This is a genomic window from Martelella sp. AMO21009, assembly GCF_053484295.1.
Genome location: NZ_JBAKFR010000026.1, coordinates 29,718 through 55,029, shown reverse-complemented (window position 1 = coordinate 55,029; position 25,312 = coordinate 29,718). Strand labels below are relative to the sequence as shown.

Sequence of the window (25,312 nt, the reverse complement as noted above, 5' to 3'; positions counted from 1 at the left end):
CAATGCAAGGTTCAGAGAGAAAATCATCCAACAGAGTTGATGACACAAGAACGAAAGGCCGGTGACACACGATGGTCAAAGCTTGTTGCTTTGTCAGCATCAAGACCGGGCAGCTCGCGCCGCCCGGTCTTCGTTTCTATTAATGGCCTCAGCCTTAGGCAGCCAGATCGCGCAGCACCGTCTGCAGGATGCCGCCATTGTTGACGTAGGTGAGTTCGTCGAGCGTGTCGATCCGGCAGAGGATCGGGACGTCCTTGACCGTGCCGTCGGCGAAGGTGACCTTGGCGATCTTGTGCTCGCGCGGCTTGATGTCGGCGAGGCCTTCGATCGAGACGGTCTCGTCGCCCTTCAGGCCGAGGCTTTCCCATGTCGCGCCATCCTCGAAGGTGAACGGGATGACGCCCATGCCGACGAGGTTGGAGCGGTGGATACGCTCGTAGCTTTCGGCGATCACGGCGCGCACGCCGAGCAGGTTGGTGCCCTTGGCCGCCCAGTCGCGCGAGGAGCCGTTGCCATATTCGCCGCCGGCGAAAATGACGAGCGGAACGCCTTCCTTCTTGTATTCCATGGCCGCGTCGAAGATCGACATCTCTTCCTTCGACGGATAGTGGATGGTGTAGCCGCCTTCCTTGCCGTTCGGGCCGAGCATGTGGTTGCGGATGCGGATATTGGCGAAGGTGCCGCGCATCATCACTTCATGGTTGCCGCGGCGTGTGCCGTACTGGTTGAAGTCGGCAACGCCGACGCCGTGGCCGATGAGATATTCACCGGCGGGCGACTGCGCCTTGATCGAACCGGCCGGCGAGATGTGGTCGGTGGTGATCTTGTCGCCGAAGAGGCCGAGAATGCGGGCATCCTTGATGTCGGAAACGGCCGTCGGCGTCTTGCCCATGCCGACGAAGTAGGGCGGGTTCTGGACATAGGTCGAGTTGTCGTCCCAGGCATAGGTCTGGCCGTCGGGAATCTGCACCGCCTGCCAGTTCTCGTCGCCCTTGAAGACGTCGGCATATTTGGTCTCGTAGAGTTCGCGGGTGACGTATTTCTCGATCGTCTCCTGAACCTCCTTCGAGGACGGCCAGATGTCCTTGAGGTAGACCGGGTTGCCGTCCTTGTCCTCGCCGAGCGGCTCGGTGGTCAGGTCCTTTCTGACCGTGCCGGCCAGCGCATGGGCGACGACCAGCGGCGGGGAGGCCAGGTAGTTGGCCTGAACGTCCGGCGAAATGCGGCCTTCGAAGTTGCGGTTGCCGGAGAGAACGCCGGCGGCAATCAGGCCCTTGTCGTTGATGGTCTTGGAGACCGGGCCCGGCAGCGGACCGGAATTGCCGATGCAGGTGGTGCAGCCGAAACCGACAAGGTTGAAGCCGAGCGCGTCGAGATCCTTCTGCAGGCCGGCCTTTTCCAGATATTCGGCGACAACCTGCGATCCGGGCGCGAGCGAGGTCTTCACCCAGGGCTTGGTCTTCAGGCCCTTGGCGACGGCGTTGCGGGCGAGAAGCCCGGCAGCGATCAGCACCGTGGGGTTGGAGGTGTTGGTGCAGGACGTGATCGCGGCAATGGCGACATCGCCATGGCCGAGATCGTAATCGGCGCCTTCGACGGCATAGCGCTTGTCGATCTCGCCCTTGTCCTTCTTGTACATGTCGACCATCGCTTCGGAAAAGCCGGAGGCGATGTTTTCCAGCGCGATGCGGCCTTCCGGACGCTTCGGACCTGCCATCGACGGCACGACGTCGCCGAGGTCGAGTTCCAGCGTGTCGGTGAAGACCGGATCCTCGCCGCCCGATTCGCGGTACATGCCCTGCGCCTTGGTATAGGCATCGACCAGCGCGATGCGCTCCTTGGTGCGGCCCGACATGTCGAGGTAACGCAGGGTTTCGAAGTCGACCGGGAAGAAGCCGCAGGTGGCGCCGTATTCCGGACCCATATTGCCGATTGTGGCGCGGTCGGCGAGCGTCATCGAATCAAGGCCGGCGCCGAAGAATTCTACGAACTTCGAGACGACGCCCTTCTTGCGCAGCATCTGCACGACGGTGAGCACGAGGTCGGTGGCGGTGACGCCTTCCTTGAGCTGTCCGGTAAGCTTGAAGCCGATCACTTCCGGCAAGAGCATGGAGACCGGCTGGCCGAGCATGGCGGCTTCCGCCTCGATGCCGCCGACGCCCCAGCCGAGAACGCCGAGACCGTTGATCATGGTGGTGTGGCTGTCGGTGCCCACACAGGTATCGGGATAGGCGACTTCCGCGCCGTCCTCTTTCTTGGTCCAGACGGTCTGGCCGAGATATTCGAGGTTCACCTGGTGACAGATGCCGGTGCCGGGCGGAACCACGCGGAAGTTCTTGAACGCCTGCTGACCCCATTTCAGGAAGCGGTAGCGTTCGCCATTGCGCTTGTATTCATATTCCACATTGTGGGCGAAGGCCTGCGGCGTGCCGAATTCGTCGACGATGACCGAGTGGTCGATGACCAGGTCAACGGGCACCAGCGGGTTGATCTTTTCCGGATCGCCGCCGAGATTGACGATGCCGTCACGCATGGCGGCGAGGTCGACGACGGCGGGAACGCCGGTGAAGTCCTGCATCAGCACGCGGGCCGGGCGATAGGCGATCTCGGCGCCGGCCGTGCCCTTGTCGTTGAGCCACTTGGCGACAGCGAGGATGTCGTCCTTGGTGACCGAGCGGCCGTCTTCGTTACGCAGAAGGTTTTCAAGAAGCACCTTCATGGAGAAAGGCAGCTTCGAGACGCCCTCGAGCCCGTTCGCTTCAGCCTTCGGCAGGCTGTAATAGACATACTCTTTTCCGTCCACATCAAGTGTGGAACGACATTCAAAACTGTCCAGTGATTTAGCCACGGATAAAACCCCGCTCATTCTGATTGGCCTAGACCAGCCGTGCGAACGCCCATGTACTTACGACATCAGGATGCGGGTACGACCATTTCCGCTGTCCGCACGTGGGACAAATGCCCCAGGTTCGGCGCAAGGATGTGATTCACGCCGGCCGCTGGCGTGGTTGCGCATCTTATAGATAATTTCTAAGAAAGGTGCCAGATCAACTGTGTTGAAATTTGAAATTTTTTTAAATTTGCCGTTCGGGCGGCAGAGACGGCTCCAGGGATAGAGACATCATGACAATTGCCGTCAGGGCCGATGATCTGACCGTGAGCCGGGGCGACATGCTGATCTTCAGCGGGCTTTCGCTGTCGCTTGCGGCCGGTGAGAGCCTAGTGTTCACGGGCCCGAACGGGGCGGGAAAGTCGACTGCGTTGAGGGCAATGCTGGGGCTGGTCGGCGGGGCTGAGGGCAAGGCCTCGTTCCTTGCCGGGGAGGGCGCCGAACCCCTGCCGCTGGCCTTCGCCGCCCACTATCTTGCCCACCTGAACGCCATGAAGCCGGAGATGACCGCGCGCGAAAACCTCGTCTTCTGGAAGGCGCTGACGGGCGATTTCGGCGACGGCGCGGGCGTGGCGGTCGATGATGCCGCCGATGCGGTCGGTCTGATCGACGTGCTCGACCTCCCCTTCGGCTTCCTCTCCGCGGGCCAGAAGCGACGGATCGCCTTTGCGCGACTGCTCAGCAGCCATCGCCCGGTATGGCTGCTCGACGAGCCGACCGCAGCACTCGACAGCGCGGCGAAGACGCTGTTTTCCGGCCTCATGAACGCGCATCTTGCCGCGGGCGGGATCGTGATCGCGGCAACGCATGAGCCGCTCGATCTCGCGCATGCGAAAGAAATGCGCTTTGCCGGCCCGGTGCGTCTTGCCGCCGATCCGTTCATGGATGCGGAGGCTTAGGCGATGTGGGCGCTGTACCGCCGCGATGTGCTTCTGTCTGTCCGTGCCGGTGGTGGCGCGCTGGTGGGGCTGTTGTTTTTCCTGTCGGTGGTCGCGGTGGTGCCCTTCGGGGTCGGTCCCGATCTGGCGCTGCTTGCGCGGATCGGCCCGGCCATGGTGTGGATCGCCGTCCTGCTGTCGACGCTGATCGGGCTCGACCGGATGTTCCGCGCCGAGCGCGACGACGGCTCGCTCGACATTCTGAAGATGCGCGACGAGCCGCTGGTGCTGATCGTGCTGGTCAAATGTCTGGCGCACTGGACGGGCTATGTGCTGCCGCTGGTGATCCTGTCCCCGGCCATGGGGCTGTTGATGAATATCGGCCCGGCCGGGCTTGGCGCGGCCTTCGTCACGCTTCTCGTCGGGTCGCCGGCGATCACCTTCATCGGCGCTGCGGGGGCGGCCATCGCGGTCTCGCTGCCGCGCGGTGGGCTGCTGGTGCCGATCCTGATCCTGCCGCTTGCAATCCCGGTGTTGATCTTCGGCGTCGGCGCGAGCTATGCGGTGACCTCCGATATCGATCCGTTCCTGCCACCCTTCCTGCTGCTTGTCGCGATCACATTGTTTTTTGCGGTGGTCGGCCCGGTTGCGGCGGCTGTGGCCTTGCGCCAGGCGGATGATTGAGCGAAACCATGATCGACAGCAAGCGGTGACGGCGATGAACCAGACGACGGTAAAGGGCGGAATGTTTTCGGGGCTTGCGAACCCGACCCGGTTTCTGGGCCTCGTCCGGCGCGTGCTGCCGGCCATGATCGCCGTCACGGTCGCGCTTTTCGCCGTCGGGCTCTGGCTCTCCTTCACCTCTGAGGCCGATTACCAGCAGGGCGACACGGTGCGGATCATGTATATCCACGTGCCAGCCGCCTGGCTTTCGATGATGTGCTATATGGTGATGGCGATTGCCGCGCTCGGCACGCTGGTCTGGCGCCATCCGCTGGCCGATGTCGCGCATAAGGCCGCAGCCCCGATCGGCGCCGCCTTCACCTTTCTGGCGCTGCTGACCGGCTCGCTCTGGGGCAAGCCGATGTGGGGCGCATGGTGGGTGTGGGATGCGCGGCTAACCTCGGTGTTCATCCTTTTTCTGATGTATCTCGGCATTATCGCGCTGCACCGCGCGGTGGACGAACCCCAACGCGCCGCCCGCCTTGCGGCGATCCTGATTCTCGTCGGCGTCGTCAATATCCCGATCATCAAGTTCTCGGTCGATTGGTGGAACACGTTGCATCAGCCGGCAAGCGTGATCCGGCTGGACGGGCCGACGATCGACCCGGTGTTTCTCTGGCCGCTTGCCGTGATGGCGCTCGCCTATACTTTCGCCTTTTTCACCATGCATCTTGCCGCCATGCACAACGAGATCCTGCGCCGCCGTGTTTCCGCCATGCGCCGGGTCGCGGCCAGCCGGGCGGAAGCGCCGAGGATGACCAATTGAGCCACGCCTTCTTCATCTACGCCGCCTATGGCGCGACCGCGCTGGTATTCGCCGCGCTGGTGCTGTGGCTGCTCATCGACGGCCGCGCCAGACGGCGCGAGCTTGAAGCGCTGGAAAAGGCGGGCGCCGCCCGCCGCAGCGCCCGGGGGCGTTCATGAGCGAAAGCAGGAAGGGCAGAGCGCGCCGCTATCTGGTCGCGGCGATACCGCTGATCGTGGTCGCCGGGCTCTTCGGCGTGTTCGGCTGGCAGTTCGTGTCGGGGCATGACCCGTCGGAAATTCCCTCCGTTCTCATCGGCAAGCCCGCGCCGGCGATCAATCTCCCCCCGCTTGAAGGCAGCAATCGCCCCGCGCTCAACGATGGTGAGATCGAGGGCAAGTTCACGCTGGTGAACGTCTTCGCCTCATGGTGCATCCCGTGTCGCGCCGAGCACCCCTATCTCATGGAACTGTCGAAGGACCCGACGATCAACCTCGTCGGCATCAATTACAAGGACAAGCCCGCCAACGCGCTGAAGTTTCTGAACGAACTCGGCAATCCCTATGCCGCGATCGGCGTTGACGAGAACGGCGCGGAGGCGATCGACTGGGGCGTCTACGGCATTCCCGAGACCTTCGTGGTCGGCGCCGACGGCACCATCATTTTCAAGAAGATCGGCCCGATCGACCAGGCGTCCTTTGATAAGGAAATCCTGCCCGTCATCAATCGCAGCATCGGGCCGGCATCGCGGCTGATGAACTGAGGCTTCAGCCCTCTTCCGCTTCTTCCTCCACCGGGTTAACCGTATGCCGGTTGATCAGCGGCATCTGGAAGAGCGTGAAGGCGATGGTGATCGGCATCGTGCCCCAGACCTTGAAATTGACCCAGAAATCGGCGGAGAAATTGCGCCAGACCACCTCGTTGAGCACGGCGAGAAACACGAAGAACAGGCCCCAGCGGAAGGTCAGCTTGCGCCAGCCCTCGTCATCGAGCCGGAAGGCGGAGTGGAACACGTAGCCGAGCAGAGAACGGCCAAAGACCAGCCCGCCGAGCAGCACGGCGGCGAACAACCCGTTGACGATGGTCGGCTTCATCTTGATGAAGGTTTCGTCCTGCAGCCAGATCGACAGCGCCCCGAACACCATCACCACCGCGCCCGAAACCAGCGGCATCAACGGAATATTGCCGAGCACGATCCGCGAGCCGATCAGCGATATCACGGTCGCGATCATGAACAGCGCCGTTGCCACCAGAAGCGGCGTGCCGAACACGGAAAGCGCCGGAAAGGTGTTCATCAGCCACTCACCGCGGAAATTGGCGAAGAAGAACACCATCAGCGGGCCGAGTTCGAAGGCAAGCTTCAGGAACGGTTCTTCCTTCTGCTCCGTGGTCAGTTTTTTCGTGGTGTCGGTCATCGTCCAGCCGGTTTATTGATCGTGATCTGCTAAGTGGCCTGTCGGCCACGCCTCATCAACCCCAAAAACGGCAAATTTCGGGGCGTTGAACGAAAAGCGACGCCTCAATCCTGCTCTTCCACCTGCCGGCCGGCGATTGCCTCGGCGAATTCCGCGGCTTCGAAGGGTTCAAGGTCGTCGATGCCTTCGCCGACGCCGATGAAATAGACCGGCAGCTTGTGCTTGGCGGCGATCGCCACCAGAATGCCGCCGCGCGCGGTGCCGTCGAGCTTTGTCATGACGAGGCCGGAAACCCCGGCGATATTGCGGAAGATCTCGACCTGGTTCATGGCGTTCTGGCCGGTGGTGGCGTCGAGCGTCTGCAGCACCGTATGCGGGGCGTCGGGATCGAGCTTGCCGAGCACGCGCACGATCTTGGCAAGCTCGTCCATCAGCTCGGCCTTGTTCTGAAGCCGGCCCGCGGTGTCGATGATCACGACATCGGAGCCGTTTTCCTGGCCGCGCTTGAAGGCGTCATAGGCAAGGCCCGCCGCATCCGCGCCCAGCTTGGTGCCGACGAATTCCGCGCCGGTGCGCTCCGACCAGATTTTCAACTGCTCGATCGCGGCCGCGCGAAACGTGTCGCCGGCGCCGAGCGTCACCTTCAGCCCGGCGCGGGTCAGCTTGGCGGCGAGCTTGCCGATCGTGGTGGTCTTGCCGGTGCCGTTGACGCCGACCACGAGGATTACGTGCGGCTTGTGCGACAGGTCGAGCTGCAGCGGTGTGGCGACCGGGGTCAGCACCTTGGTGATCTCGCCGGCCATGATGCGCACGACGTCGTTGCCGCTGACGTCCTTGCCGTAGCGCTCCGAAGACAGCGTATCGGTGATCCGCATTGCGGTCTCGACGCCGAGATCGGCCTGGATCAGCAGGTCCTCCAGCTCCTCCAGCGCGTCCTCGTCCAACTTGCGCTTGGTGAAAAGGGCTGCGATCTGGCCGGAAAGCTGCTGCGAGGTGCGGAACAGCCCGGCGCGCAGGCGCTGGAACCAGCTCTGCCGCTTTGCCGGCTGCGGGGCAGGGGTTTCGACCGTTCTGCCGGTGACGATCTCGAAGCCCTGATTGCGCACAGCGGGCTGTTCAGCGGGCGCTACAACCGGCTCGGGCTCGGCAGGGCTTGCGGCTGCCGGAGCGTCGGCAGTCTCCGCGGTGGGCGCTTCAGCGGAGGCGGTCTCCGCCGGCTCCGCATCCGGAGCGTCTTGCGGCTCTGGCTCGGCCTCATGCGTCTCGGCGACCGGTACGGGCTCGTCCTCGGCCTCCGGCTTGCTGCCCGGGCCGACCACGCCGCCGACAATGCTGTCATCGTCCCAAGGATCGGCGCTCTTCGCCTCGGCAAGCGTTTCCGGCGTTGCGGGCGTTTCTGCGGCGGGAGCAGCCTCGGCGTCTTCGCCGGCTGCAATCGCCTCCGGTTCATCCGGCGCGATTGCGTCTTCCGGCTTGCTCTCCTCGGCGGTCTGTTTTTTGCCGAAGGTGAAGACGTTTTTCATGAAGCCAAGGGCCATGGGAATATTTTCCTGTTTGTTTCAAGCCGGCGCGCCCGCATTGCCCCTATATCCGTGCTGCGGCGGAGGCTTGTCAACGCGTGGCGGCCAAAACCCCTCTCAGACGGGGCTGAAATCCGCGATCAGCCGCTTGCCGTCATGGCCGGTGATGCGGGCGGCCACGAACCGGCCCGGTTCGAGGCCGGGGGTGGCGACCGGCGCGAAATTCTCGGTATGGCCATTGTCGCCGCGTTCGGTGAGCACGGTTGCGGTGCTGCCGATCATGCCGTCGAGATGCCGCGCCCTCAGCTTCTCGCCGGTCTCGCGCAGAAGCCGCGCCCGTTCCTTCACCAGCCCCCGGTCGAGCTGCGGCATGCGCGCTGCCGGCGTGCCGGGGCGGGGGCTGTAGGGGAACACGTGAAGCTGGGCGATATCGGCCTCCTCGGCGAAGCGCACGAGATTATCGAAATGCGCCTCGGTTTCTGTCGGGAACCCCGCGATGAAATCCGCGCCGAATGCGATGCCGGGACGCAGCTCCCGCGCCTTTGCGATGAAAGCCAGCGCATCGGCCGACAAATGCCGCCGCTTCATCCGCTTCAGGATCAGATCATCGCCATGCTGGAGCGAGAGATGCAGATGCGGCATGAAGCGCGGTTCGTCGGCCAAGAGATCGAGAAGATGCCGGTCGACCTCGATGCTGTCGATCGAGGACAGCCTGAGGCGGGCGATCTCCGGCACCTGTTTCAGCAGCGTCTTTGCCAAGAGCCCGAGTGTCGGCTCGCCGGGCAGGTCCGCGCCATAGGAGGTGGCGTCGACCCCGGTCAGCACGACCTCGCGATAGCCCTGCTCGGCAAGCCTGCGGGCCTGATCGATCACTGCGCCCATCGGCACGGAGCGCGAATTGCCGCGGCCATAGGGGATGATGCAGAAGGTGCAGCGGTGGTCGCAGCCGTTCTGCACCTGCAGGAAGGCGCGCACATGGCCGTCAATGCTTTCCACCATCTGCGGCGCGGTATCGCGCACGCTCATGATGTCGTTGACGATAAGCTTTTCCTCCGCCGAAACGCCGAAATCGGGCAGATCGCGATAATGCCGCGCTTCGAGCTTTTCCGCATTGCCGAGCACCGCGTCGACTTCCGGCATGCCGGCGAAGGTCTCCTTTTCGGTCTGCGCAGCGCAGCCGGTGACGACGATGCGCGTGCCCGGGTTTTCCCGCCGCGCCCTGCGGATCGCCTGCCGCGCCTGGCGCACCGCCTCGCCGGTCACCGCGCAGGTATTCACCAGGATCGCATCCTCAAGCCCGGCCTCGGTCGCGGCCTTGAGCATGACTTCGCTCTCATAGGTGTTCAGCCTGCAGCCGAATGTCAGGGTACGGACGGTCATTTCTCTCGGGTTCCGGTTTGCCCGCTATATGGCGCAACCGGCCGCGAAATGAAAGGGTGTCCGCTGGAAAGCGCCTTGAATCAGCGCCGCTCCCACTCGCCCGTTGCCGGATCAACCCGGCCGGTCCATTCGTGCTCCGCGGGGCCGGTCATGATCACGTGGTCGTCGTCCTCGCGCCAGTCGATCTCGAGCGCGCCGGCCGGCACGTAAACCGAGACCTTGCGGCCGGTGCGGCCGGTGCGGGCGGCGGTGACGGCGGCGGCGCAGGCGGCGGAGCCGCAGGCGAGCGTCAGTCCGGCGCCGCGTTCGAAGGTCTTCAGCGATAGCGAGGACGGCGAGGTCACTTGCGCCAGCGAGATATTGGCGCGCTCGGGAAACATTGGATGATGCTCGTAGCGTGGGCCGAAGGCGAGGAGGTCATAGCTGCCGACATCGCGCGGGACGAAGAACACCGCATGCGGATTGCCCATGGAGGCCGCGGAAAAGCGCTGCAGCGCCGGATCTGGCTCGAAGGGTTCGGAGAGCGCGATATGCTTGGTGTCGCCGGGCGAGCCGGCGAGAGGAATCTTTTCCCACGCGAATTCCGGGGGTCCCATGTCCACCGCGATCCGGCCGTCCTCGAACCGGTCGGCGACAAGCGGACCGGCGATGGTGCGGAAATCGAAATGGCTGCGCCCGTCAGCGGAAAACAGGTAGTCGACGACGCATCGCGTGCCGTTGCCGCAGGTCTGCGCCATCGAGCCGTCGGAGTTCAGAATGTCGATCCAGCCGTCGGGCGCATCCGCGCGCGGGTCGTAGATCGCCATGATCTGGTCGAAGGCGGTATCGGGATGGGCATTGAGGCGGATCGCGGCCTGCGGCGTCACCTTGTCGGTCCGTCCGCGCATGTCGATCACCAGGATCTTGTTGCCAAGCCCGTTCATGCGCATCAGCGGCGCCCAGTGTTCGCGATCTTCCATGCCCGGCACTCCTGTCAGTTCCGCGATCTTATATGGGCATATCGGCGCGTCGTCACCAGTCTTGCCGATGAAGACCGGAAAAATCCGCAGACGGAACCGCATAGGCGGTCACCGGCCTTTGCCAAGGCGGCGTTTCATGATTAGGTTTGGCGATAACATGCTGCGTTCCGCCGTTATTGCGGGCCGCGCCGCCTTCGAAAGTCCACTCACCATGCCCATTCGCCCTTCCGGTTCGATGAACCCGCCAGCCCCGGCGCGCAACGCCTGCGCATACACGCCCGGGCGCAGCGCCGGAATGCCGGCATGAGGGTGTCGGGCATTCTGCTGGCCTTTGCGGCGGTCACGATCTTTTCCGCGCAGGATGCGATCACGCGCCATCTCGGCCCGCTCTATTCGCCATTCTTCATCGCCATGGTGCGGTTCTGGGCGTTTGCGGGCTTCGTCGTCGTGCTGGCGGCGCGCCGCCCGGGCGGCTTTGCCGCCGCGATCCGGACGGAGCATCTCGGTCTCCAGATCGTCCGCAGCCTGCTGCTCATCGCCCAGATCCTGATCGCGATCTTCTCCTTCGCGATCGTCGGTCTGGCGCAAAGCCAGGCGATCTTCATGGCGGCCCCGCTGGTCGTGGCGCTGCTATCGGTGCCGATCCTGGGCGAAAGGGTCGGCTGGCGGCGCTGGCTGGCGATCATCAGCGGCCTCGTGGGTGTGATGATCATCATCGATCCGCTCGGCGAACGGTTTTCGCTGGCGACGCTGATCCCGGTGTCGAGCTGTTGCGTCTTCGCGCTCTACTCGCTGCTGACGCGGCTTGCCGGCCGTTATGACAGCGCCGATGTCAGCCTGTTCTATACCGGCGTCGTCGGCATGGCGGTGACCAGCCTGATCGGGCCGTTCTTCTGGGAGAACCCGCTGGCGATTGACTGGTTCTGGCTGACGGCGCTCTGCTTTACCGGGATCGCCGGTCACTACTGCCTCATCCGCGCGTTGGCGATCACCGAGGCGGTCACGGTGCAGTCCTTCATCTATCTGCAGCTTGTCTACGGCCTTCTTTTCGGCGTGCTTTTGTTCAACGAGACGCTGACGATCAACATGCTGGTGGGGGCCGCGATCGTGGTCGGCGCCGGTTTCTTCACCATCTGGCGCGAGCACGCCCTGAAGAAACGCGAGATCGCGGCGTCCACGGGCGCCTCGCTGGCGGGCCGGTGAGATATGAATCGGAGATTTAGAGATGCTGTCACGCAATTCCTCGGCGGATGCCGTCCTGGCCGCTCTTGAGGCAAACGCCGATCCGGCGCTGATTGCGGGCATGGACCGCGTCGGCATAAAGACGGAACACGCCATCGGGCTTTCCAATCCGGCACTGCGCCAGATCGCCCGCGAGATCGGCGTCGATCACGCGCGGGCCTTTCAGCTATGGCAGAGCCCGGTGCGCGAGGCGAAGATGCTGGCGCTGCTGACATTCGATCCCGACAGTCTGACGCCCGATGAGATGTTCGCGCTCGCCGGTGATTTCACCTCCTGGGAAATGGTCGACATGGCCGCCGACCTGTTCGTGGAGGTTGGGCTCGATCCGGCGCTGATCGCGCGGTTTGCCGCCGACGACCGCGAATTCGTGCGCCGCACGGCCTTCGCCATGATCGCGGGCGCGGCGGTTCACTGCAAGAGTGAGCCGAATGAAACCTTCATCGCCTTCCTGCCGCTGATCGAGGCTTATGCCGGCGACGACCGCAATTTCGTGAAAAAGGCGGTCAACTGGGCGCTGCGCAATATCGGCATGCGGAACAGGGCCTGCCATGCCGCCGCCCTCGCGCTGGCCGAAAAGCTGGCGGGAACGGATGACAAAACGAGGCGCTGGGTCGGCCGCGACGCGGTCAAATATCTGAGCGACCCGAAACGCGTGGCGCGGCTGAAGGACTGATCTCAGTCGGTTTCGGGCACGTCGAAGGCCTCGCCGGGTTCGAGCGGGCGGAACCGGTCTTCGGCAATGCCCGCATCCGATAGCGCCGATTTCAGCAGTTCGACAGGGGCGTCGCGTCCCTCGTCGGTGAGCTGGAACGTGCCGAAGTGGTGGCCACAGGCGTGAGCGGCGTTGCAGAGCTGGAAGCCGCTGACGGCCTCGACGGGGTCCTGATGCTCGTTCTTCATAAAGTAGCGCGGCTCATAGGCGCCGATCGGCAGGTTGGCGAGCCGGAAGCCGCCATATTTCTTCGCCGCCGCCTCGTAATTGCGGCCCTCGTGAAAGCCGGTGTCGCCGATATGGTAGATCAGGCCTACCGGCGTCTCGATCACGAAGGCGGACCACAGCGCCATGCGCCGGTCGGCGACCCCGCGCGCCGACCAGTGATGGCAGGGCTCGGCAAAGACCCTGAGGCCGCCTGGCAGCGGCGCCTGCGCGCCCCAGTCGAGCACGGTGATATCGGCCTCGCGCACCTTGGTGCGGATGATCGTGTCATTGCCGAGGGGCGTGACGATGCGCGGCTTGTGGTCCTTGTGCAGCCGGGCGAGCGTTGGCAGGCTCAGATGGTCGTAGTGGTTGTGGGTAACCAGCACGACATCGATCGGCGGCAGATCCTCGAAGGGGACGCCGGGCGCGCACACCCGCTTGGGGCCGGCCGCCTCGAACGGGCTTGCCCGTTGCGTATAGATCGGGTCAGTCAGGATATTGATTCCGGCAACCTGGATCAGCAGCGTGGCATGTCCGATCATGGTGACCCGCAAGCTGTCGCCGTCGACCCGTTCATCGGGCTTGGCGGGCGTGAAGGCGCATTCGACAGTCTTCGGCCAGAGCGACTTCTTGTTGTTGATCTGCCATTTGATGACTTCGCGAAAGCCGGGCGGATTCATCCCGTCGGGGTTGAAAAACAGGGTTCCGTCGAAATGGTCGCTTTTGGGGCCGGTGTAATAGCGGTTCTTCGTCTGCAAAACGGATCTGACCGGAATCATGTAGCGCTTGACCTTCCTTCGCCGGGCGATCCCGGGAGCGTTGCCGATAGCATTATATGCTGTCGGAGCGCGGAAAGTTCCATGGCACGTTGCCCCGGCAGGCTTGACTTTGCCGCAATCTTCCTGTTTATCCGCCCTCAATCAGCTGACAGCGAGACGCTCAGCAGCCGACCGGGGCCCGTGAAGGTATAAAGAGAGCCCGGAGGTCAACATCCGACAGCGCGATGCGCCCTCGGATGGATTTTTGGTTTGCGTCTTGTATTTGCCGGCTGCTGTGCCAACGTTTCGACCTGACGACAAGCCGAAACGAAAAGGGAATGGGCCATGTTTGAAAACCTCCAGGACCGCCTTGGTTCCGTCCTCAAGGGACTGACCGGTCGCGGCGCGCTTTCGGAAGCCGATGTTTCGGCTGCGTTGCGCGAGGTTCGGCGCGCCCTGCTGGAGGCCGACGTCGCGCTGGAAGTGGTGCGCGATTTCACCGCGAAGGTGAAGGAAAAGGCCGTTGGCGCGGATGTTCTGAAATCGATCAAGCCCGGCCAGATGGTCGTCAAGATCGTGCATGACGAACTGGTCGAGATGCTGGGCGCGGAAGGCGTCACCATAGATCTCAACGCCCCGTCGCCGGTCGTGATCATGATGGTCGGCCTGCAGGGCTCGGGCAAAACCACGACCACCGGCAAGATTGCCGCGCGGCTGACGAACCGCGACCGCAAGCGCGTGCTGATGGCCTCGCTCGACACCCGCCGTCCGGCGGCGCAGGAGCAGTTGAAGCAGATCGGCGAGCAGACCAAGGTCGACACGCTGCCGATCATTTCCGGTCAGGATCCTGTCGCGATCGCCAAGCGCGCGGTGCAGGCGGCCAAGCTCGGCGGCCATGACGTCGTGATCCTCGACACCGCCGGCCGCACCCATATCGATGAGCCGCTGATGGTCGAGATGGCGGATATCCGCAAGGTCTCGAACCCGCATGAGATCCTGCTGGTGGCTGATAGTCTTACCGGTCAGGATGCCGTCAATCTGGCGCGCAATTTCGACAGCCGGGTCGGCATTACGGGTCTTGTGCTGACCCGTATGGATGGCGACGGTCGCGGTGGTGCGGCGCTTTCGATGCGCGCGGTCACCGGCAAGCCGATCAAGCTGATCGGTACCGGTGAAAAGATGGATGCGCTGGAGGAGTTTCATCCCAAGCGCATCGCCGACCGCATTCTCGGCATGGGCGACATTGTTTCGCTGGTGGAAAAGGCCGCCGAGACGATCGACGCCGAAAAAGCCAAGGCCATGGCCGAGAAGATGGCCAAGGGCAAGTTCGACCTGAACGACATGGCCGAGCAGCTCAAGCAGATGCAGAACATGGGCGGTATGGGCGGCATCATGGGCATGATGCCCGGCATGGGCGGCATGAAGGACAAGCTTGCGGCGGCCGGCATGGACGATAGCGTGTTCAAGCGCCAGCTCGCGATCATCTCGTCGATGACGAAATATGAGCGCGCCCATCCCGACGTTTTGAAGAATTCGCGCAAGAAGCGCATTGCCGCGGGCTCCGGCACGTCTGCCGCCGACATCAACAAGCTTTTGAAGATGCACCGCCAGATGGCCGACATGATGAAGGCCATGGGCGGCAAGGGCAAAGGCAAGATGAAGCAGATGATGAACATGCTCGGCGGTGGCATGGGCGGGGGCATGCCGGGCGGTCTTCCCGGCGGCATGGGCGGCATGCCCGACCTTTCCAAGCTCGACGCCAACCAGCTTGCCGAACTGCAGAAGCAGGCCGGCAGTCTTCCCGGCGGCGGCCTGCCGTCGGGCGGGCTTCCTGGATTGGGGGGACCGAAACTTCCCGGGCTTGGCGGTTTCGGCAAGGGGAAGAAGTGATGCTTTATCGCTCTCTTGTTTGGCTTGGTTTCGGTTTGTCTGCTGTCACAGGCTTAGCCAGCGCGGAGCAACGTGTCGATCCGCGTGCCTTTGAGATGTGCGCTGCTCGGGACAGCTCGTTCGTTAAAATTAATGATTGTCTTCCGGATATGCACGTCGCGGTGATCACTCTTGACGCGGTGGGCAAGGTTTATGGTCCCGATGCGGAAGTACTGATCAAACGCTGTCGTGAGCTAAATGACGATGAAATAGGTGCGTCGACCTGTGCCCTTGAGGCAATTGACGATGCCGTCGAACTCCAGTCTCGTTTGCCGGAGGGAGCAGTGCTTGATGACGAGCTGTTCCTCTTGCTGGCCGACAAGGCGAAGCTGGAGCAGGTGGAGGCGGCAGCGAAGACTGCACGAGGCGCCTTTCCGGACAAGATGTTCTGGGGTGGGTCTATGTATCACCCATATTCGAAATGAGGTGATGGTTTTGAACGAACCTGAAATCCGCCAGCAGCTTCTGCAATACCGCCAGTCGATCGACAATCTCGATGCGGCGCTGGTGCATATCCTGGCCGAACGGTTTCGCTGCACCAAGGCGGTGGGGCACCTGAAGGCCGAGCATGATCTTCCGCCAGCCGATCCGGCGCGCGAGGAACAGCAGATTTCGAGGCTTCGGGCTTTGGCGAAAAGCGCCGACCTCGATCCCGACTTTGCCGAGACATTCCTGAATTTCATCATCAAGGAAGTCATCCGGCACCATGAGCAGATCGCCGCCCAACATAGCGGCATCGAAGAGTAAAAGGCCAGAAGGCCGTTAAGGAGAAAAGAAAATGGCAATCAAGATTCGTCTCGCCCGCGGCGGCTCCAAGAAGCGTCCGTATTACCACATCGTCGCTGCCGACGAGCGCTCCCCGCGCGACGGCCGCTTCATCGAGAAGCTCGGCCACTGGAACCCGATGCTGCCGAAGGATTCGGAAGAGCGCGTTACCTTCGACGAAGAGCGCGTGAAGTACTGGCTCGGCACCGGCGCACAGCCGACCGACCGCGTGCTCCGCTTCCTCGCCGAAGCCGGCCTTGCCGAGCGCAAGGCCCGCAACAACCCGAACAAGGCAAAGCCGGGCAAGAAGGCCGAAGAGCGCGCCGCCGAGAAGAAGCAGAAGGCCGAAGAAGCCGCCGCTGCTGCTGCCGAAGCGACCGCCGAAGCTTCGGAATAAGGGACGGCCGGCCGAAAGTTGCGAAGCTCGCAACTTTCGCCTATATATATAGCATATCCGCTACGCCCGTAGGCGGGCATTATGCAGCCTCCGCATTTCGGTGCGGAGGCTTTATGCATTTCGGGAGGACAGCATGCGGGTAGCGGTTCTGATTGATGGCGGGCATTTGCGGGTTATTTCGAGGATCGCCGGACACAACTACAACCCCGATTTCATCGAGAAGGTTGCCCATAGCTGCGTTGGCGAGGAGGAGACAGCGCTTCGCATCCTTTATTATGACTGTGCTCCATACAACGGGAAACTCAAGAAGCCGGTCTCCGGAGAAGAGGTTGTCTTCAACGGCTCGGACGGCTGGCTCAAGGAACTTGCGGCCAAGAACCTGTTTGCGGTTCGCCGTGGTGAGTTGAAATTTCGCGGGTTCAAGCCTCGGAAAGTGCCGTCAGGCGAGAAACCGCTCACCGATGATGATTTCAAGCCGGACTTCGAGCAAAAGGGCGTCGACATGCGTATCGGCCTCGACATGGCAAATTTTGCCTATGAGCGTAGCGTTGATCGATTAATCCTTGTGTCCGGCGATACGGATTGTATACCGGCGATGAAACTGGCTCGTATTGCTGGCTTGCAGGTTGTTCTGATCGAATTTGACAATCACAGGCTGGCATCGGAGCTTCTCTGGCATTCGGATTTGAGGCGTCATGTCGGCTGGCCCAACTAAATTAAAAGACCCGGTATTGATGGCGAGCATCGGCGCGGCGCAGGGGCTGCGCGGTGATGTGCGGGTGCGCTGCTTCAGCGCCAATCCGCTTTCCGTCGGCGATTACGGCCATCTTCATGCCGAAGACGGCCGCAGTTTCGAGATTCTCGAAATCCGGCCGGGCAAGAACAATATGGTGGTGATCCGCTTTCGCGGCATCAATGACCGCACCGCCGCCGAGGGCTTGCGCGGTCTCGACCTCTTCATCGAGCGCGAAAACCTGCCTGACGACGAACTCGATGATGATGAATATTTCTACGCCGATCTGGAAGGCCTAGATGTCTTCGACGACGCCGGCAACAATTACGGCGCGGTCAGCGCGGTGTTCGATTTCGGCGCCGGCGACCTCTTGGAACTGAAAGGCCCTGGCCGTCGCCCGGTGCTGATCCCGTTCAACGAGAACGCGGTGCTGGAGGTGGATTTCGAGGACGGGCGCATCCTGATCGATCCGGTCGCGGCCGGTCTGATCGACGAGAACGATGACGACAACCCGGATTTTCCCGGCGCCGGCGGCGCGTGAAGGCCGCCATGAGCTTCAAGGCGACAGTGCTGACGCTTTACCCGGAAATGTTTCCGGGTCATCTGGGCCTCTCGCTCGCCGGTCGCGCGGCCGAGCGCGGCGACTGGTCGCTTGATGCTGTCAATATCCGCGATTTTGCCGAGGACAGGCACAGGAGCGTTGATGACACGCCGGCCGGCGGCGGCGCGGGCATGGTGCTGCGCGCCGATATTCTGGGTAAAGCCATTGATGCCGTTTCCGGCGATGATGCCCGGCCCCGCCTGCTGATGAGCCCGCGGGGGAGGCCGCTGACGCAGGCCCGTGTGCGGGAACTGGCGGAAGGCCCGGGCGTCGTCATCGTCTGCGGCCGCTTCGAGGGCGTCGATCAGCGGGTCATCGACGGGCGCGATCTCGAGGAAGTCTCGATCGGCGACTATATCCTGTCCGGCGGCGAACCGGCGGCGCTGACGCTGCTCGATGCGGTCGTCAGGGTCCTGCCGGGGGTGATGGGCAATGCCGAATCGGGTACGCATGAGAGCTTTGAGAACGGACTTCTGGAACATCCGCATTATACCCGCCCGGCCGAATGGGAAGGGCAGGGCATTCCCGAGGTGCTGACCTCCGGCAATCACGCCGCGATCGACAAATGGCGGCACGAGCAGGCGCTGGAACTGACCCGCAGCCGCAGGCCCGATTTGCTAAAGGGGGATAGTGAGGATGACTGAACCGGTGAGGCTGGTGCCATTTGCCGAGGAGCATTTCGAAACGCTTGCGGGTTGGTTCCCGGACGCCCGTGCGCTTGCCCAATGGGGCGGAACGCGGCTGACCTTTCCGCTTGATGCGATCCAGATGCGCGCCTTGCTCGCGCTTTCTTCCGGTGAGCAGCCTGAATGGCGCTACTTTACGGTCAAACAGGGCGATGCGGTGGTCGGACACTGCGAAATCTGCTTCGACTATTGCGATGGCATCGCCCGGCTCTGCCGCATTGCGGTTGCGCCTGACTGCCGGGGCAGGGGGCTTGCACGGCCGATAATGGTGCTGCTGACGGAGGAGGCGCTGAAGGTGCCTGCAATCGAACGGGTCGAACTGATCGTTTACGATTTCAATGAGACGGCGATCCGCGCCTATCTGGCCTTCGGGTTCCACATGGAAGGGGTTCGCCGCTCGTCGGCGCGGTTTTTGAACGAGCGCTGGGATACGTGTTGGATGAGCCTGTTGCGCTCAGAGTGGGAAAGCGTGGAAAAGGGGTGACAGGCCCCGAAAAATCGTCTATAGGCCCGCCCTGACCGGTGTTTCCGGTTACCCAAATGAAGAACCGCGTAACGCTCCGGCCTTTATCGGCCAATCCGGCGGCTTTGACCAAAGGATGATTGTCGGGCGCTCTGGCTGTTGAAGCAAGACTGACAAGAGGTAAGACCGATGAACATCATCGAGCAGCTCGAAGCTGAAGAAACCGCGCGCATCAACGAACTGCGCGAACTGCCCCCGTTCGAAGCCGGCGACACCGTGCGCGTTAATGTGCGCGTTACGGAAGGCACCCGTACCCGCGTGCAGGCCTTCGAAGGCGTCTGCATCGCCCGTTCCGGCGGCGGCATCCACGAGAACTTCACCGTTCGCAAGATCTCCTACGGCGAAGGCGTCGAGCGCGTATTCCCGGTTTATTCGCCGCAGGTTGAAGGCGTTGAAGTGATCCGCCGCGGTAAGGTTCGCCGCGCCAAGCTCTACTACCTGCGCGACCGTCGTGGCAAGTCGGCCCGTATCGCGGAAAACACCTCGGTCCGTTCGCGCCGCCTGAACGACGAAGCCCGCGAAGTCGCAGCCGCTGCCCGCGCTGCCGCCAAGGCCGAGAAGGAAGCCGCTGCCGCCGAGAAGTCGAGCGAAGCGTAAGCTTTCCATCAGGCACATGTTTTTGAAAGAGCCGCCCTCGCGCGGCTCTTTTGCGTTTCAGGGTTGCGGCGGCTTTGTTTGACAAGAAAAAGTCGAAATGGCTTCCTATCTACGGCGTCCTTGAAACGAAAAGCCGGTTGCCGCCGAAAGACGACCGGCGAAACGGAGCAGAAATGTTCATGAGACGCGCCAAAGTGGCTGGCGCAGCCCCGACGCTGGGCACCATCGCCACGCCCGTCCTCCACGCCAGAACGCTCACGCGCGACGTGTTCGAGTTCCTGCGCGACGATGACGATCCGGACCCTTCCGGCTATCGCCCCGCCGAAGAGGCGCCGAAACAAGGCCGGCTTGCACACTGATATCGCCTGACGGCTTGGCGAAGGAGCGGTTTGGCGCGGCTGCGCCCTTGCGCTTTCCTGCCGGGTTGTGACACCTTGCGGCAATCATCTGCTGCAAGGAGTTATAGCATGCTGTCGAGACGCGCCCTTTGCGCCGCGGTTCTGGTTTCGCTGGGCGCGTTTGCAAGCCCGGTTTTCGCCGCCGAACTGCCCGACCTTGACGGACGGACCGTGACCGTCGTTTCCGAAAACACCTATCCGCCGCTGCAATTCATCGATCCCAAGACCGGCGAGGCGATCGGCTGGGAATACGACGCCGTCGCCGAGATTGCCAAGCGCCTCAACCTTGACATCGAATACACCACGACAAGCTGGGATGCGATGATCCAGGCGATCCATGACGGCCAGTACGACATGGCGATGAACGGCATCACCATCCGCGACGACCGCAAGGAAATGGTGGATTTCTCCGAACCTTACATGCATTCCGAAATGTTGATGCTGGCGCGCGGCGACGAGGACCGGTTTGACGATGCGGAAAGCTTCGCGGCCTTCGAGGATGGCCTGATCGGTTCGCAGCCCGGCACCACGCCGTTCTACACCGCCGTCTATGAGGTGCTGGACGGTGACGAGCAGAACCCGCGCATCAAGCTCTACGAGACCATCGGGGCGGCAATTCAGGCGCTCAGAATCGGCGATGTCGATCTGGCGCTGACCGACAGCACGGCCGCCAATGGCTATGTGAAAGTTTCCAACGGCGCGCTGAAGCTGATCGGCGAGCCGCTCGGCGCCGAGGATTTCGGCTTCATCTTCCCGCCCGGCTCCGATCTCGTGGCGCCGTTCAATGCCGCGATTGCCGACATGGAAGCCGACGGCACGCTCGATGCGCTGAACCAGAAATGGTTCGTCGATTACGCCATGGGCCAGTAGGCGGGTCATGAGCTTCCAGAAACTGCCCGCCGGCAATGCGGGCGAGCGGCCATGGTGGCTCTACGCCTTTTTGGCACTCGCCAGCGCTGCGGGCATCGCGATCGCCCTCAACGGGCTTTATGCCGAGGTCTTCGCCATTGTCGCCAAGGGCATCGGCGTCACTGTGTTCGTGACGCTGGTGGCCTTCGCGCTGGCGACCATCATCGGCATGCTGATCGCGCTGATGGGGCTGTCGGGCCATACGGCGCTGCGCCAGATTGCGCGTTTCTATGTCGAGATCATCCGCGGCATACCGATCCTGGTGCTGCTGTTCTACGTCGCCTTCGTCGGCGCGCCGGCCATGGTGGCGTTCGCCAATTTCGCCCTGACGCCGCTGATCGATGCCGGCGTCATGGACAGGATCGTGGTGCGGGATTTCTCGCTGATGTGGCGGGCGATCATCGCACTCACCATCGGCTATGCGGCCTTCATTGCAGAAATCTTCCGGGCTGGCATCCAGGCGGTTGACGAGGGCCAGATCGAAGCCGCGCAGGCGCTGGGCCTCACCCGGTTTCAGCGGTTCAGGCTGATCGTGTTTCCCCAGGCGATCCGCACGATCTTCCCGCCGCTTTCCAACGATTTCGTGTCGATGGTGAAGGATTCCTCGCTGGTGTCCGTCCTCGGCGTCGCCGATATCACCCAGATGGGCAAGGTCTATGCGGCAAGCTCGTTCCGCTTCTTCGAAACCTATTCGATCGTCGCCTATATCTACCTGCTCCTGACCATTGGCCTGTCGCTGATCCTGCGCGGGATAGAGCGCCGGATGCGGCAGAAGGCCAGGCTTGCGCGCGATGCCTCCCCGGGCGCTTTCCCGCCGGCATGACGGGCTTGGGCGGGATTTGAACCGCGCTCGGAAGTGATTGCCGTCCCCGCGGAAAGCTGTTAATAACCCGGTCCATGAGGACCATAGACCATCGCAATCAGGCCGTATCGCCGCGGCCCTTCGTTCTGCAGGACAGGAAGCGCCTGCCGGGCCGGTTCTTTGCGATGATTTCCGGCGCGCTCAACGCCCGACTTAGCTGATCGCCCTCAGCGTCACAGTCGGCTTCACGCCGTATTTTTCCTTTTATCTCGACATATGGGTCATGAAACCATGAGCAAAGCGCGCACACTTTACGACAAGATTTGGGACGATCATCTGGTCGACAGCCAGGATGACGGAACCTGTCTCATCTACATCGACCGCCACCTGGTGCATGAAGTCACCAGTCCGCAGGCGTTCGAAGGGCTGCGGCTGGCGGGCCGCAAGGTCCATGCGCCGGTCAAGACGCTCGCCGTCGTCGACCACAACGTGCCGACCACGCCGGACCGGGTCAACGGCATCAAGAACGAGGAAAGCCGCATCCAGGTGGCCGCCCTCGCCCAGAATGCGCTCGATTTTGGCGTTGAATACTATTCCGAGAAGGACAAACGTCAGGGCATCGTCCACATCGTCGGACCGGAGCAGGGCTTTACGCTCCCGGGCATGACGATCGTGTGCGGCGACAGCCACACTTCGACGCATGGCGCCTTCGGCGCTCTGGCGCACGGCATCGGCACGTCCGAGGTCGAGCACGTGCTCGCCACCCAGACGCTGATCCAGTCCAAGGCCAAGAACATGCTGGTGCGCGTCGATGGCAAGGCGCCGGAAGGCGTCACCGCCAAGGACATCATCCTGGCGATCATCGGCGAGATCGGCACCGCCGGCGGCACCGGCCACGTCATCGAATTCGCCGGCGAGGCGATCCGCGACCTTTCCATGGAAGGCCGCATGACGGTCTGCAACATGACGATCGAAGGCGGCGCCCGCGCCGGCCTGATCGCGCCGGACGAAAAGACCTTCGAATATATCAAGGGCCGTCCGCGCGCGCCTGAGGGCGAGGCCTGGGACCGGGCGGTCGAATACTGGAAGTCGCTGACGACCGATGAGGGCGCGGAATATGACCGCGTGGTGGTGCTGGATGCCGCCAACCTGCCGCCGATCGTCTCCTGGGGCTCCTCGCCGGAAGATGTCATCGCCGTCACCGGCGAAGTGCCGAACCCGGACGATATCAAGGACGAGAACAAGCGCAGTTCCAAGTGGCGGGCGCTGAAATATATGGGCCTGACGCCCGGCACCAAGATGACCGATGTCGCCGTCGACCGCGTCTTCATCGGTTCGTGCACCAATGGCCGCATCGAGGACCTGCGCGCCGCCGCCGCCGTAGCCAAGGGCCGCAAGGTGGCAAGCACCGTCAACGCCATGATCGTGCCGGGCTCCGGCCTCGTCAAGGAACAGGCGGAAGCCGAAGGCCTCGACAAGATCTTCCTCGAGGCCGGTTTCGAATGGCGCGAACCGGGCTGTTCCATGTGTCTGGCGATGAACGACGACCGGCTGAAGCCGGAGGAGCGTTGCGCCTCGACCTCGAACCGCAATTTCGAGGGTCGCCAGGGCTACAAGGGCCGCACCCATCTGGTCTCCCCCGCCATGGCCGCCGCCGCCGCCATCGAGGGCCATTTCGTGGACATCCGCGATTGGAAATAAGCGGCCCGAAAGGTTCATCCTTTACGACAGATTGAGCAGGGGGCGGAGCGATCCGCCCTTTTCTCTTGTTGATCAAGCTTCTCGATGCCGGGCCTATCCCGGGCATCGAGAGGCTTTTCGTCAGCGTGGGGCGGCTCTTCGCGGCGACGGTTCGCGTGCGGTCGGCCGCCCGGAGGCAGGGGAATTATATACCGGTAAACGAGCAGGCGCCGAGGCAGGGCGATATCTTCCAGTTATTACTGGGCAACCAACTTTCATTATTATTTCATCGATAGCTCGGCCATAGTCCTGCGGAAGGAGCATCCATGAGAACCATTTTCGTCCTGTTTGATAGTCTGAACCGCGCCGCGCTCGGCGCTTACGGCGGAACCGCGGTGAAGACGCCGAACTTCGATCGTTTCGCATCTCGCGCGGTCACGTTCGACAGCCATTATGTCGGCTCGCTGCCTTGTATGCCCGCGCGTCGCGACATGCATTCGGGGCGCCTGAACTTTACCCACCGCTCATGGGGGCCACTGGAGCCATTCGACAATTCCTTTGCCGAAATCATGAAGCGGAGCGGCGTCTATACCCACCTGATCTCGGACCATCTGCATTACTTCGAGGATGGCGGGCATGGGTTCCACACGCGCTTCTCGAGCTACGATTTCATCCGCGGACAGGAATACGACCCCTGGGTCGCCATGGTCGATCCGCCGCTTGAGCGTATCCGGGAAAAGTTCGATGCCCGCCACTACAATACGGAAAAGCCTGACAAGCGACTGCAGCACGCGATCAATCGCGAGACAATCGTGGCGGAAGAGGACTTTCCCGGTCCGCGATGCTTCGCCTCCGCCTTCGAGTTCCTCGACCGCAACCGCGCGGCCGATGACTGGTTCCTGATGCTGGAGTGCTTCGATCCCCATGAACCCTTCCACGCGCCCGACCGTTTCAAGTCAGCCTACGAGACCGGCTACAATGGCGGCGTACTCGACTGGCCGCACTATGACCGGGTGACTGAAAGCCCCGAGGAAATCGCGGAGATCCGCGCGAACTACGCGGCGCTCGTCGCCATGTGCGATGAATATTTCGGCAGGTTGATCGACTATATGGACAAACACGACATGTGGAAGGACACGTGCATCGTGCTGTCGACCGACCACGGGTTCCTGCTTTCCGAACATGACTGGTGGGGCAAATGCCGTATGCCCTATTATGACGAGGTATCCCACATTCCGCTGATGATCCATCATCCCGATCACCGGCAACTCGCGGGCACCCGCCGCCAACACCTGACGCAGACGACCGATCTGATGCCGACCTTCATGGATATCCACGGTCTGGACACGCCATCGGAGGTGACCGGGCAAAGCATCATGCCGCTCCTGGCGCGCGATGAGCCCATCCGCGATGTAGCCGTCTTCGGGGTTTATTCCGGACCCATTGGCGTGACCGATGGCGCTCACGTGCTCCACCATTATCCGCCGAACCTTTCCCGCGAGGGCCTCAGCGAATACACGCTTGTTCCGAACCACATGACGGCCCCGTTCACGATCGAGGAACTGCGCACTGCGCAGCTTCATCCGGGATTTGATTTCACAAAGGGCGTGCCGGTGCTCAAGATCGACGCGCGTCGGGATGCCAAGCGCGTGCCACATAATGACGGCAAGGGCTTTGCCGACCCCGGCACCCGGCTATATGACTTGCAGGCGGATCCGCGCCAGCAGGCGCCGATCGAGGACGCCGCCATCGCCGCAAACCTGTACCGTATGATGATCGATGTGCTGAAAGTCCATGATACGCCGGCGGAGGTCTACCGCTGGTATGAACTTGAAGCCGGGTAGGTACCAAGCATCTGCATCG

27 protein-coding genes are annotated in these 25,312 nt (G+C 62.7%); 21 read left to right on the top strand and 6 right to left on the bottom strand.

The features are described 5' to 3' along the window. Positions 1–154: 154 nt before the first annotated feature. Positions 155–2,848, bottom strand: coding sequence for an aconitate hydratase AcnA (gene acnA, locus V6766_RS20460; protein WP_448469644.1), 2,694 nt, complete (start codon positions 2,846–2,848; stop codon positions 155–157). 281 nt (positions 2,849–3,129) lie between these two features. Between acnA and ccmA the strand changes: the two genes are divergently transcribed. Genes ccmA through V6766_RS20435 form a run of 5 tightly spaced genes read left to right on the top strand, consistent with a single transcriptional unit; the run spans position 3,130 to position 5,999 of the window. Next, complete coding sequence (ccmA, locus tag V6766_RS20455) at positions 3,130–3,789, top strand: heme ABC exporter ATP-binding protein CcmA (protein ID WP_448469646.1); 660 nt, start codon at positions 3,130–3,132, stop codon at positions 3,787–3,789. A gap of 3 nt (positions 3,790–3,792) precedes the next feature. Then, positions 3,793–4,452 carry a heme exporter protein CcmB gene (gene ccmB, locus V6766_RS20450; protein WP_448469642.1) on the top strand — a complete coding sequence of 220 codons (660 nt, stop codon included), beginning with the start codon at positions 3,793–3,795 and terminating at the stop codon, positions 4,450–4,452. A 34-nt stretch (positions 4,453–4,486) separates the two neighbouring features. Then, a complete protein-coding gene (locus V6766_RS20445; protein ID WP_448469640.1) occupies positions 4,487–5,257 on the top strand; it encodes a heme ABC transporter permease in 771 nt (256 codons plus the stop codon). After that, complete coding sequence (gene ccmD / locus V6766_RS20440) at positions 5,254–5,415, top strand: heme exporter protein CcmD (RefSeq protein WP_448469638.1); 162 nt, start codon at positions 5,254–5,256, stop codon at positions 5,413–5,415. Before V6766_RS20445 ends, ccmD begins: the two co-directional genes overlap by 4 nt. Next, on the top strand, positions 5,412–5,999 hold the full coding sequence (locus tag V6766_RS20435) for a DsbE family thiol:disulfide interchange protein (RefSeq protein ID WP_448469636.1): 588 nt from the start codon (positions 5,412–5,414) through the stop codon (positions 5,997–5,999). The genes ccmD and V6766_RS20435 overlap by 4 nt, the downstream gene beginning before the upstream one ends. Positions 6,000–6,003: 4 nt before the next feature. Here V6766_RS20435 and V6766_RS20430 read toward each other — a convergent pair whose 3' ends face one another. The 4 genes from V6766_RS20430 to dapF form a co-directional block, all read right to left on the bottom strand. Next, positions 6,004–6,651, bottom strand: a complete 648-nt coding sequence (locus V6766_RS20430; protein ID WP_448469634.1) for a septation protein A — start codon at positions 6,649–6,651, stop codon at positions 6,004–6,006. Between the two features lie 104 nt (positions 6,652–6,755). After that, the gene (gene ftsY / locus V6766_RS20425) at positions 6,756–8,189 is read right to left on the bottom strand and encodes a signal recognition particle-docking protein FtsY (RefSeq protein WP_448469632.1); all 1,434 of its coding nucleotides are present in this window, start codon (positions 8,187–8,189) and stop codon (positions 6,756–6,758) included. A 99-nt stretch (positions 8,190–8,288) separates the two neighbouring features. Next, entirely contained in the window at positions 8,289–9,551 is a 1,263-nt protein-coding gene (gene mtaB, locus V6766_RS20420; protein ID WP_448469630.1) for a tRNA (N(6)-L-threonylcarbamoyladenosine(37)-C(2))-methylthiotransferase MtaB, read from the bottom strand. An 80-nt stretch (positions 9,552–9,631) separates the two neighbouring features. Beyond that, positions 9,632–10,510, bottom strand: coding sequence for a diaminopimelate epimerase (gene dapF / locus V6766_RS20415; protein ID WP_448469628.1), 879 nt, complete (start codon positions 10,508–10,510; stop codon positions 9,632–9,634). A 303-nt stretch (positions 10,511–10,813) separates the two neighbouring features. Between dapF and V6766_RS20410 the strand changes: the two genes are divergently transcribed. Together V6766_RS20410 and V6766_RS20405 are read left to right on the top strand one after the other, a co-directional pair. Then, positions 10,814–11,713: a DMT family transporter gene (locus V6766_RS20410; protein ID WP_448469626.1), complete on the top strand. Its 900-nt coding sequence runs from the start codon at positions 10,814–10,816 to the stop codon at positions 11,711–11,713. 22 nt (positions 11,714–11,735) lie between these two features. Next, on the top strand, positions 11,736–12,425 hold the full coding sequence (locus tag V6766_RS20405) for a DNA alkylation repair protein (protein WP_448469624.1): 690 nt from the start codon (positions 11,736–11,738) through the stop codon (positions 12,423–12,425). A 2-nt stretch (positions 12,426–12,427) separates the two neighbouring features. On the opposite strand, the gene V6766_RS20400 is transcribed toward V6766_RS20405, so the two are convergent. Next, positions 12,428–13,450 (bottom strand): MBL fold metallo-hydrolase, encoded by a 1,023-nt coding sequence (locus tag V6766_RS20400; RefSeq protein ID WP_448469622.1) that lies wholly within the window; start codon positions 13,448–13,450, stop codon positions 12,428–12,430. 324 nt (positions 13,451–13,774) lie between these two features. Here V6766_RS20400 and ffh point away from each other — a divergent pair, with 324 nt between their 5' ends. From ffh to V6766_RS20330, 14 genes are all read left to right on the top strand, one after another. Next, a complete protein-coding gene (gene ffh / locus V6766_RS20395) occupies positions 13,775–15,319 on the top strand; it encodes a signal recognition particle protein (RefSeq protein WP_448469620.1) in 1,545 nt (514 codons plus the stop codon). Then, positions 15,319–15,783 (top strand): hypothetical protein, encoded by a 465-nt coding sequence (locus V6766_RS20390; protein ID WP_448469618.1) that lies wholly within the window; start codon positions 15,319–15,321, stop codon positions 15,781–15,783. The genes ffh and V6766_RS20390 overlap by 1 nt, the downstream gene beginning before the upstream one ends. Positions 15,784–15,793: 10 nt before the next feature. Continuing rightward, a complete protein-coding gene (locus V6766_RS20385) occupies positions 15,794–16,105 on the top strand; it encodes a chorismate mutase (protein ID WP_448469616.1) in 312 nt (103 codons plus the stop codon). A 31-nt stretch (positions 16,106–16,136) separates the two neighbouring features. Next, positions 16,137–16,520, top strand: coding sequence for a 30S ribosomal protein S16 (gene rpsP / locus V6766_RS20380; protein ID WP_448427020.1), 384 nt, complete (start codon positions 16,137–16,139; stop codon positions 16,518–16,520). A 133-nt stretch (positions 16,521–16,653) separates the two neighbouring features. Further along, positions 16,654–17,235, top strand: a complete 582-nt coding sequence (locus V6766_RS20375) for an NYN domain-containing protein (RefSeq protein WP_448469613.1) — start codon at positions 16,654–16,656, stop codon at positions 17,233–17,235. Between the two features lie 19 nt (positions 17,236–17,254). After that, the gene (gene rimM, locus V6766_RS20370) at positions 17,255–17,794 is read left to right on the top strand and encodes a ribosome maturation factor RimM (protein WP_448469611.1); all 540 of its coding nucleotides are present in this window, start codon (positions 17,255–17,257) and stop codon (positions 17,792–17,794) included. Positions 17,795–17,802: 8 nt separating this feature from the next. Next, positions 17,803–18,498: a tRNA (guanosine(37)-N1)-methyltransferase TrmD gene (trmD, locus tag V6766_RS20365; RefSeq protein WP_448469609.1), complete on the top strand. Its 696-nt coding sequence runs from the start codon at positions 17,803–17,805 to the stop codon at positions 18,496–18,498. Continuing rightward, entirely contained in the window at positions 18,491–19,024 is a 534-nt protein-coding gene (locus V6766_RS20360; RefSeq protein WP_448469607.1) for a GNAT family N-acetyltransferase, read from the top strand. Before trmD ends, V6766_RS20360 begins: the two co-directional genes overlap by 8 nt. 168 nt (positions 19,025–19,192) lie before the next feature. Then, entirely contained in the window at positions 19,193–19,660 is a 468-nt protein-coding gene (gene rplS, locus V6766_RS20355) for a 50S ribosomal protein L19 (RefSeq protein ID WP_448469605.1), read from the top strand. 179 nt (positions 19,661–19,839) lie between these two features. Then, on the top strand, positions 19,840–20,019 hold the full coding sequence (locus V6766_RS20350; RefSeq protein WP_448469603.1) for a hypothetical protein: 180 nt from the start codon (positions 19,840–19,842) through the stop codon (positions 20,017–20,019). A gap of 108 nt (positions 20,020–20,127) precedes the next feature. Continuing rightward, on the top strand, positions 20,128–20,928 hold the full coding sequence (locus V6766_RS20345) for a transporter substrate-binding domain-containing protein (RefSeq protein WP_448469601.1): 801 nt from the start codon (positions 20,128–20,130) through the stop codon (positions 20,926–20,928). A gap of 7 nt (positions 20,929–20,935) precedes the next feature. After that, on the top strand, positions 20,936–21,790 hold the full coding sequence (locus V6766_RS20340) for an amino acid ABC transporter permease (protein WP_448469599.1): 855 nt from the start codon (positions 20,936–20,938) through the stop codon (positions 21,788–21,790). 270 nt (positions 21,791–22,060) lie between these two features. Further along, on the top strand, positions 22,061–23,470 hold the full coding sequence (gene leuC / locus V6766_RS20335) for a 3-isopropylmalate dehydratase large subunit (protein ID WP_448469597.1): 1,410 nt from the start codon (positions 22,061–22,063) through the stop codon (positions 23,468–23,470). Between the two features lie 305 nt (positions 23,471–23,775). Then, a complete protein-coding gene (locus tag V6766_RS20330; RefSeq protein WP_448469595.1) occupies positions 23,776–25,293 on the top strand; it encodes a sulfatase in 1,518 nt (505 codons plus the stop codon). Positions 25,294–25,312: the final 19 nt, after the last annotated feature.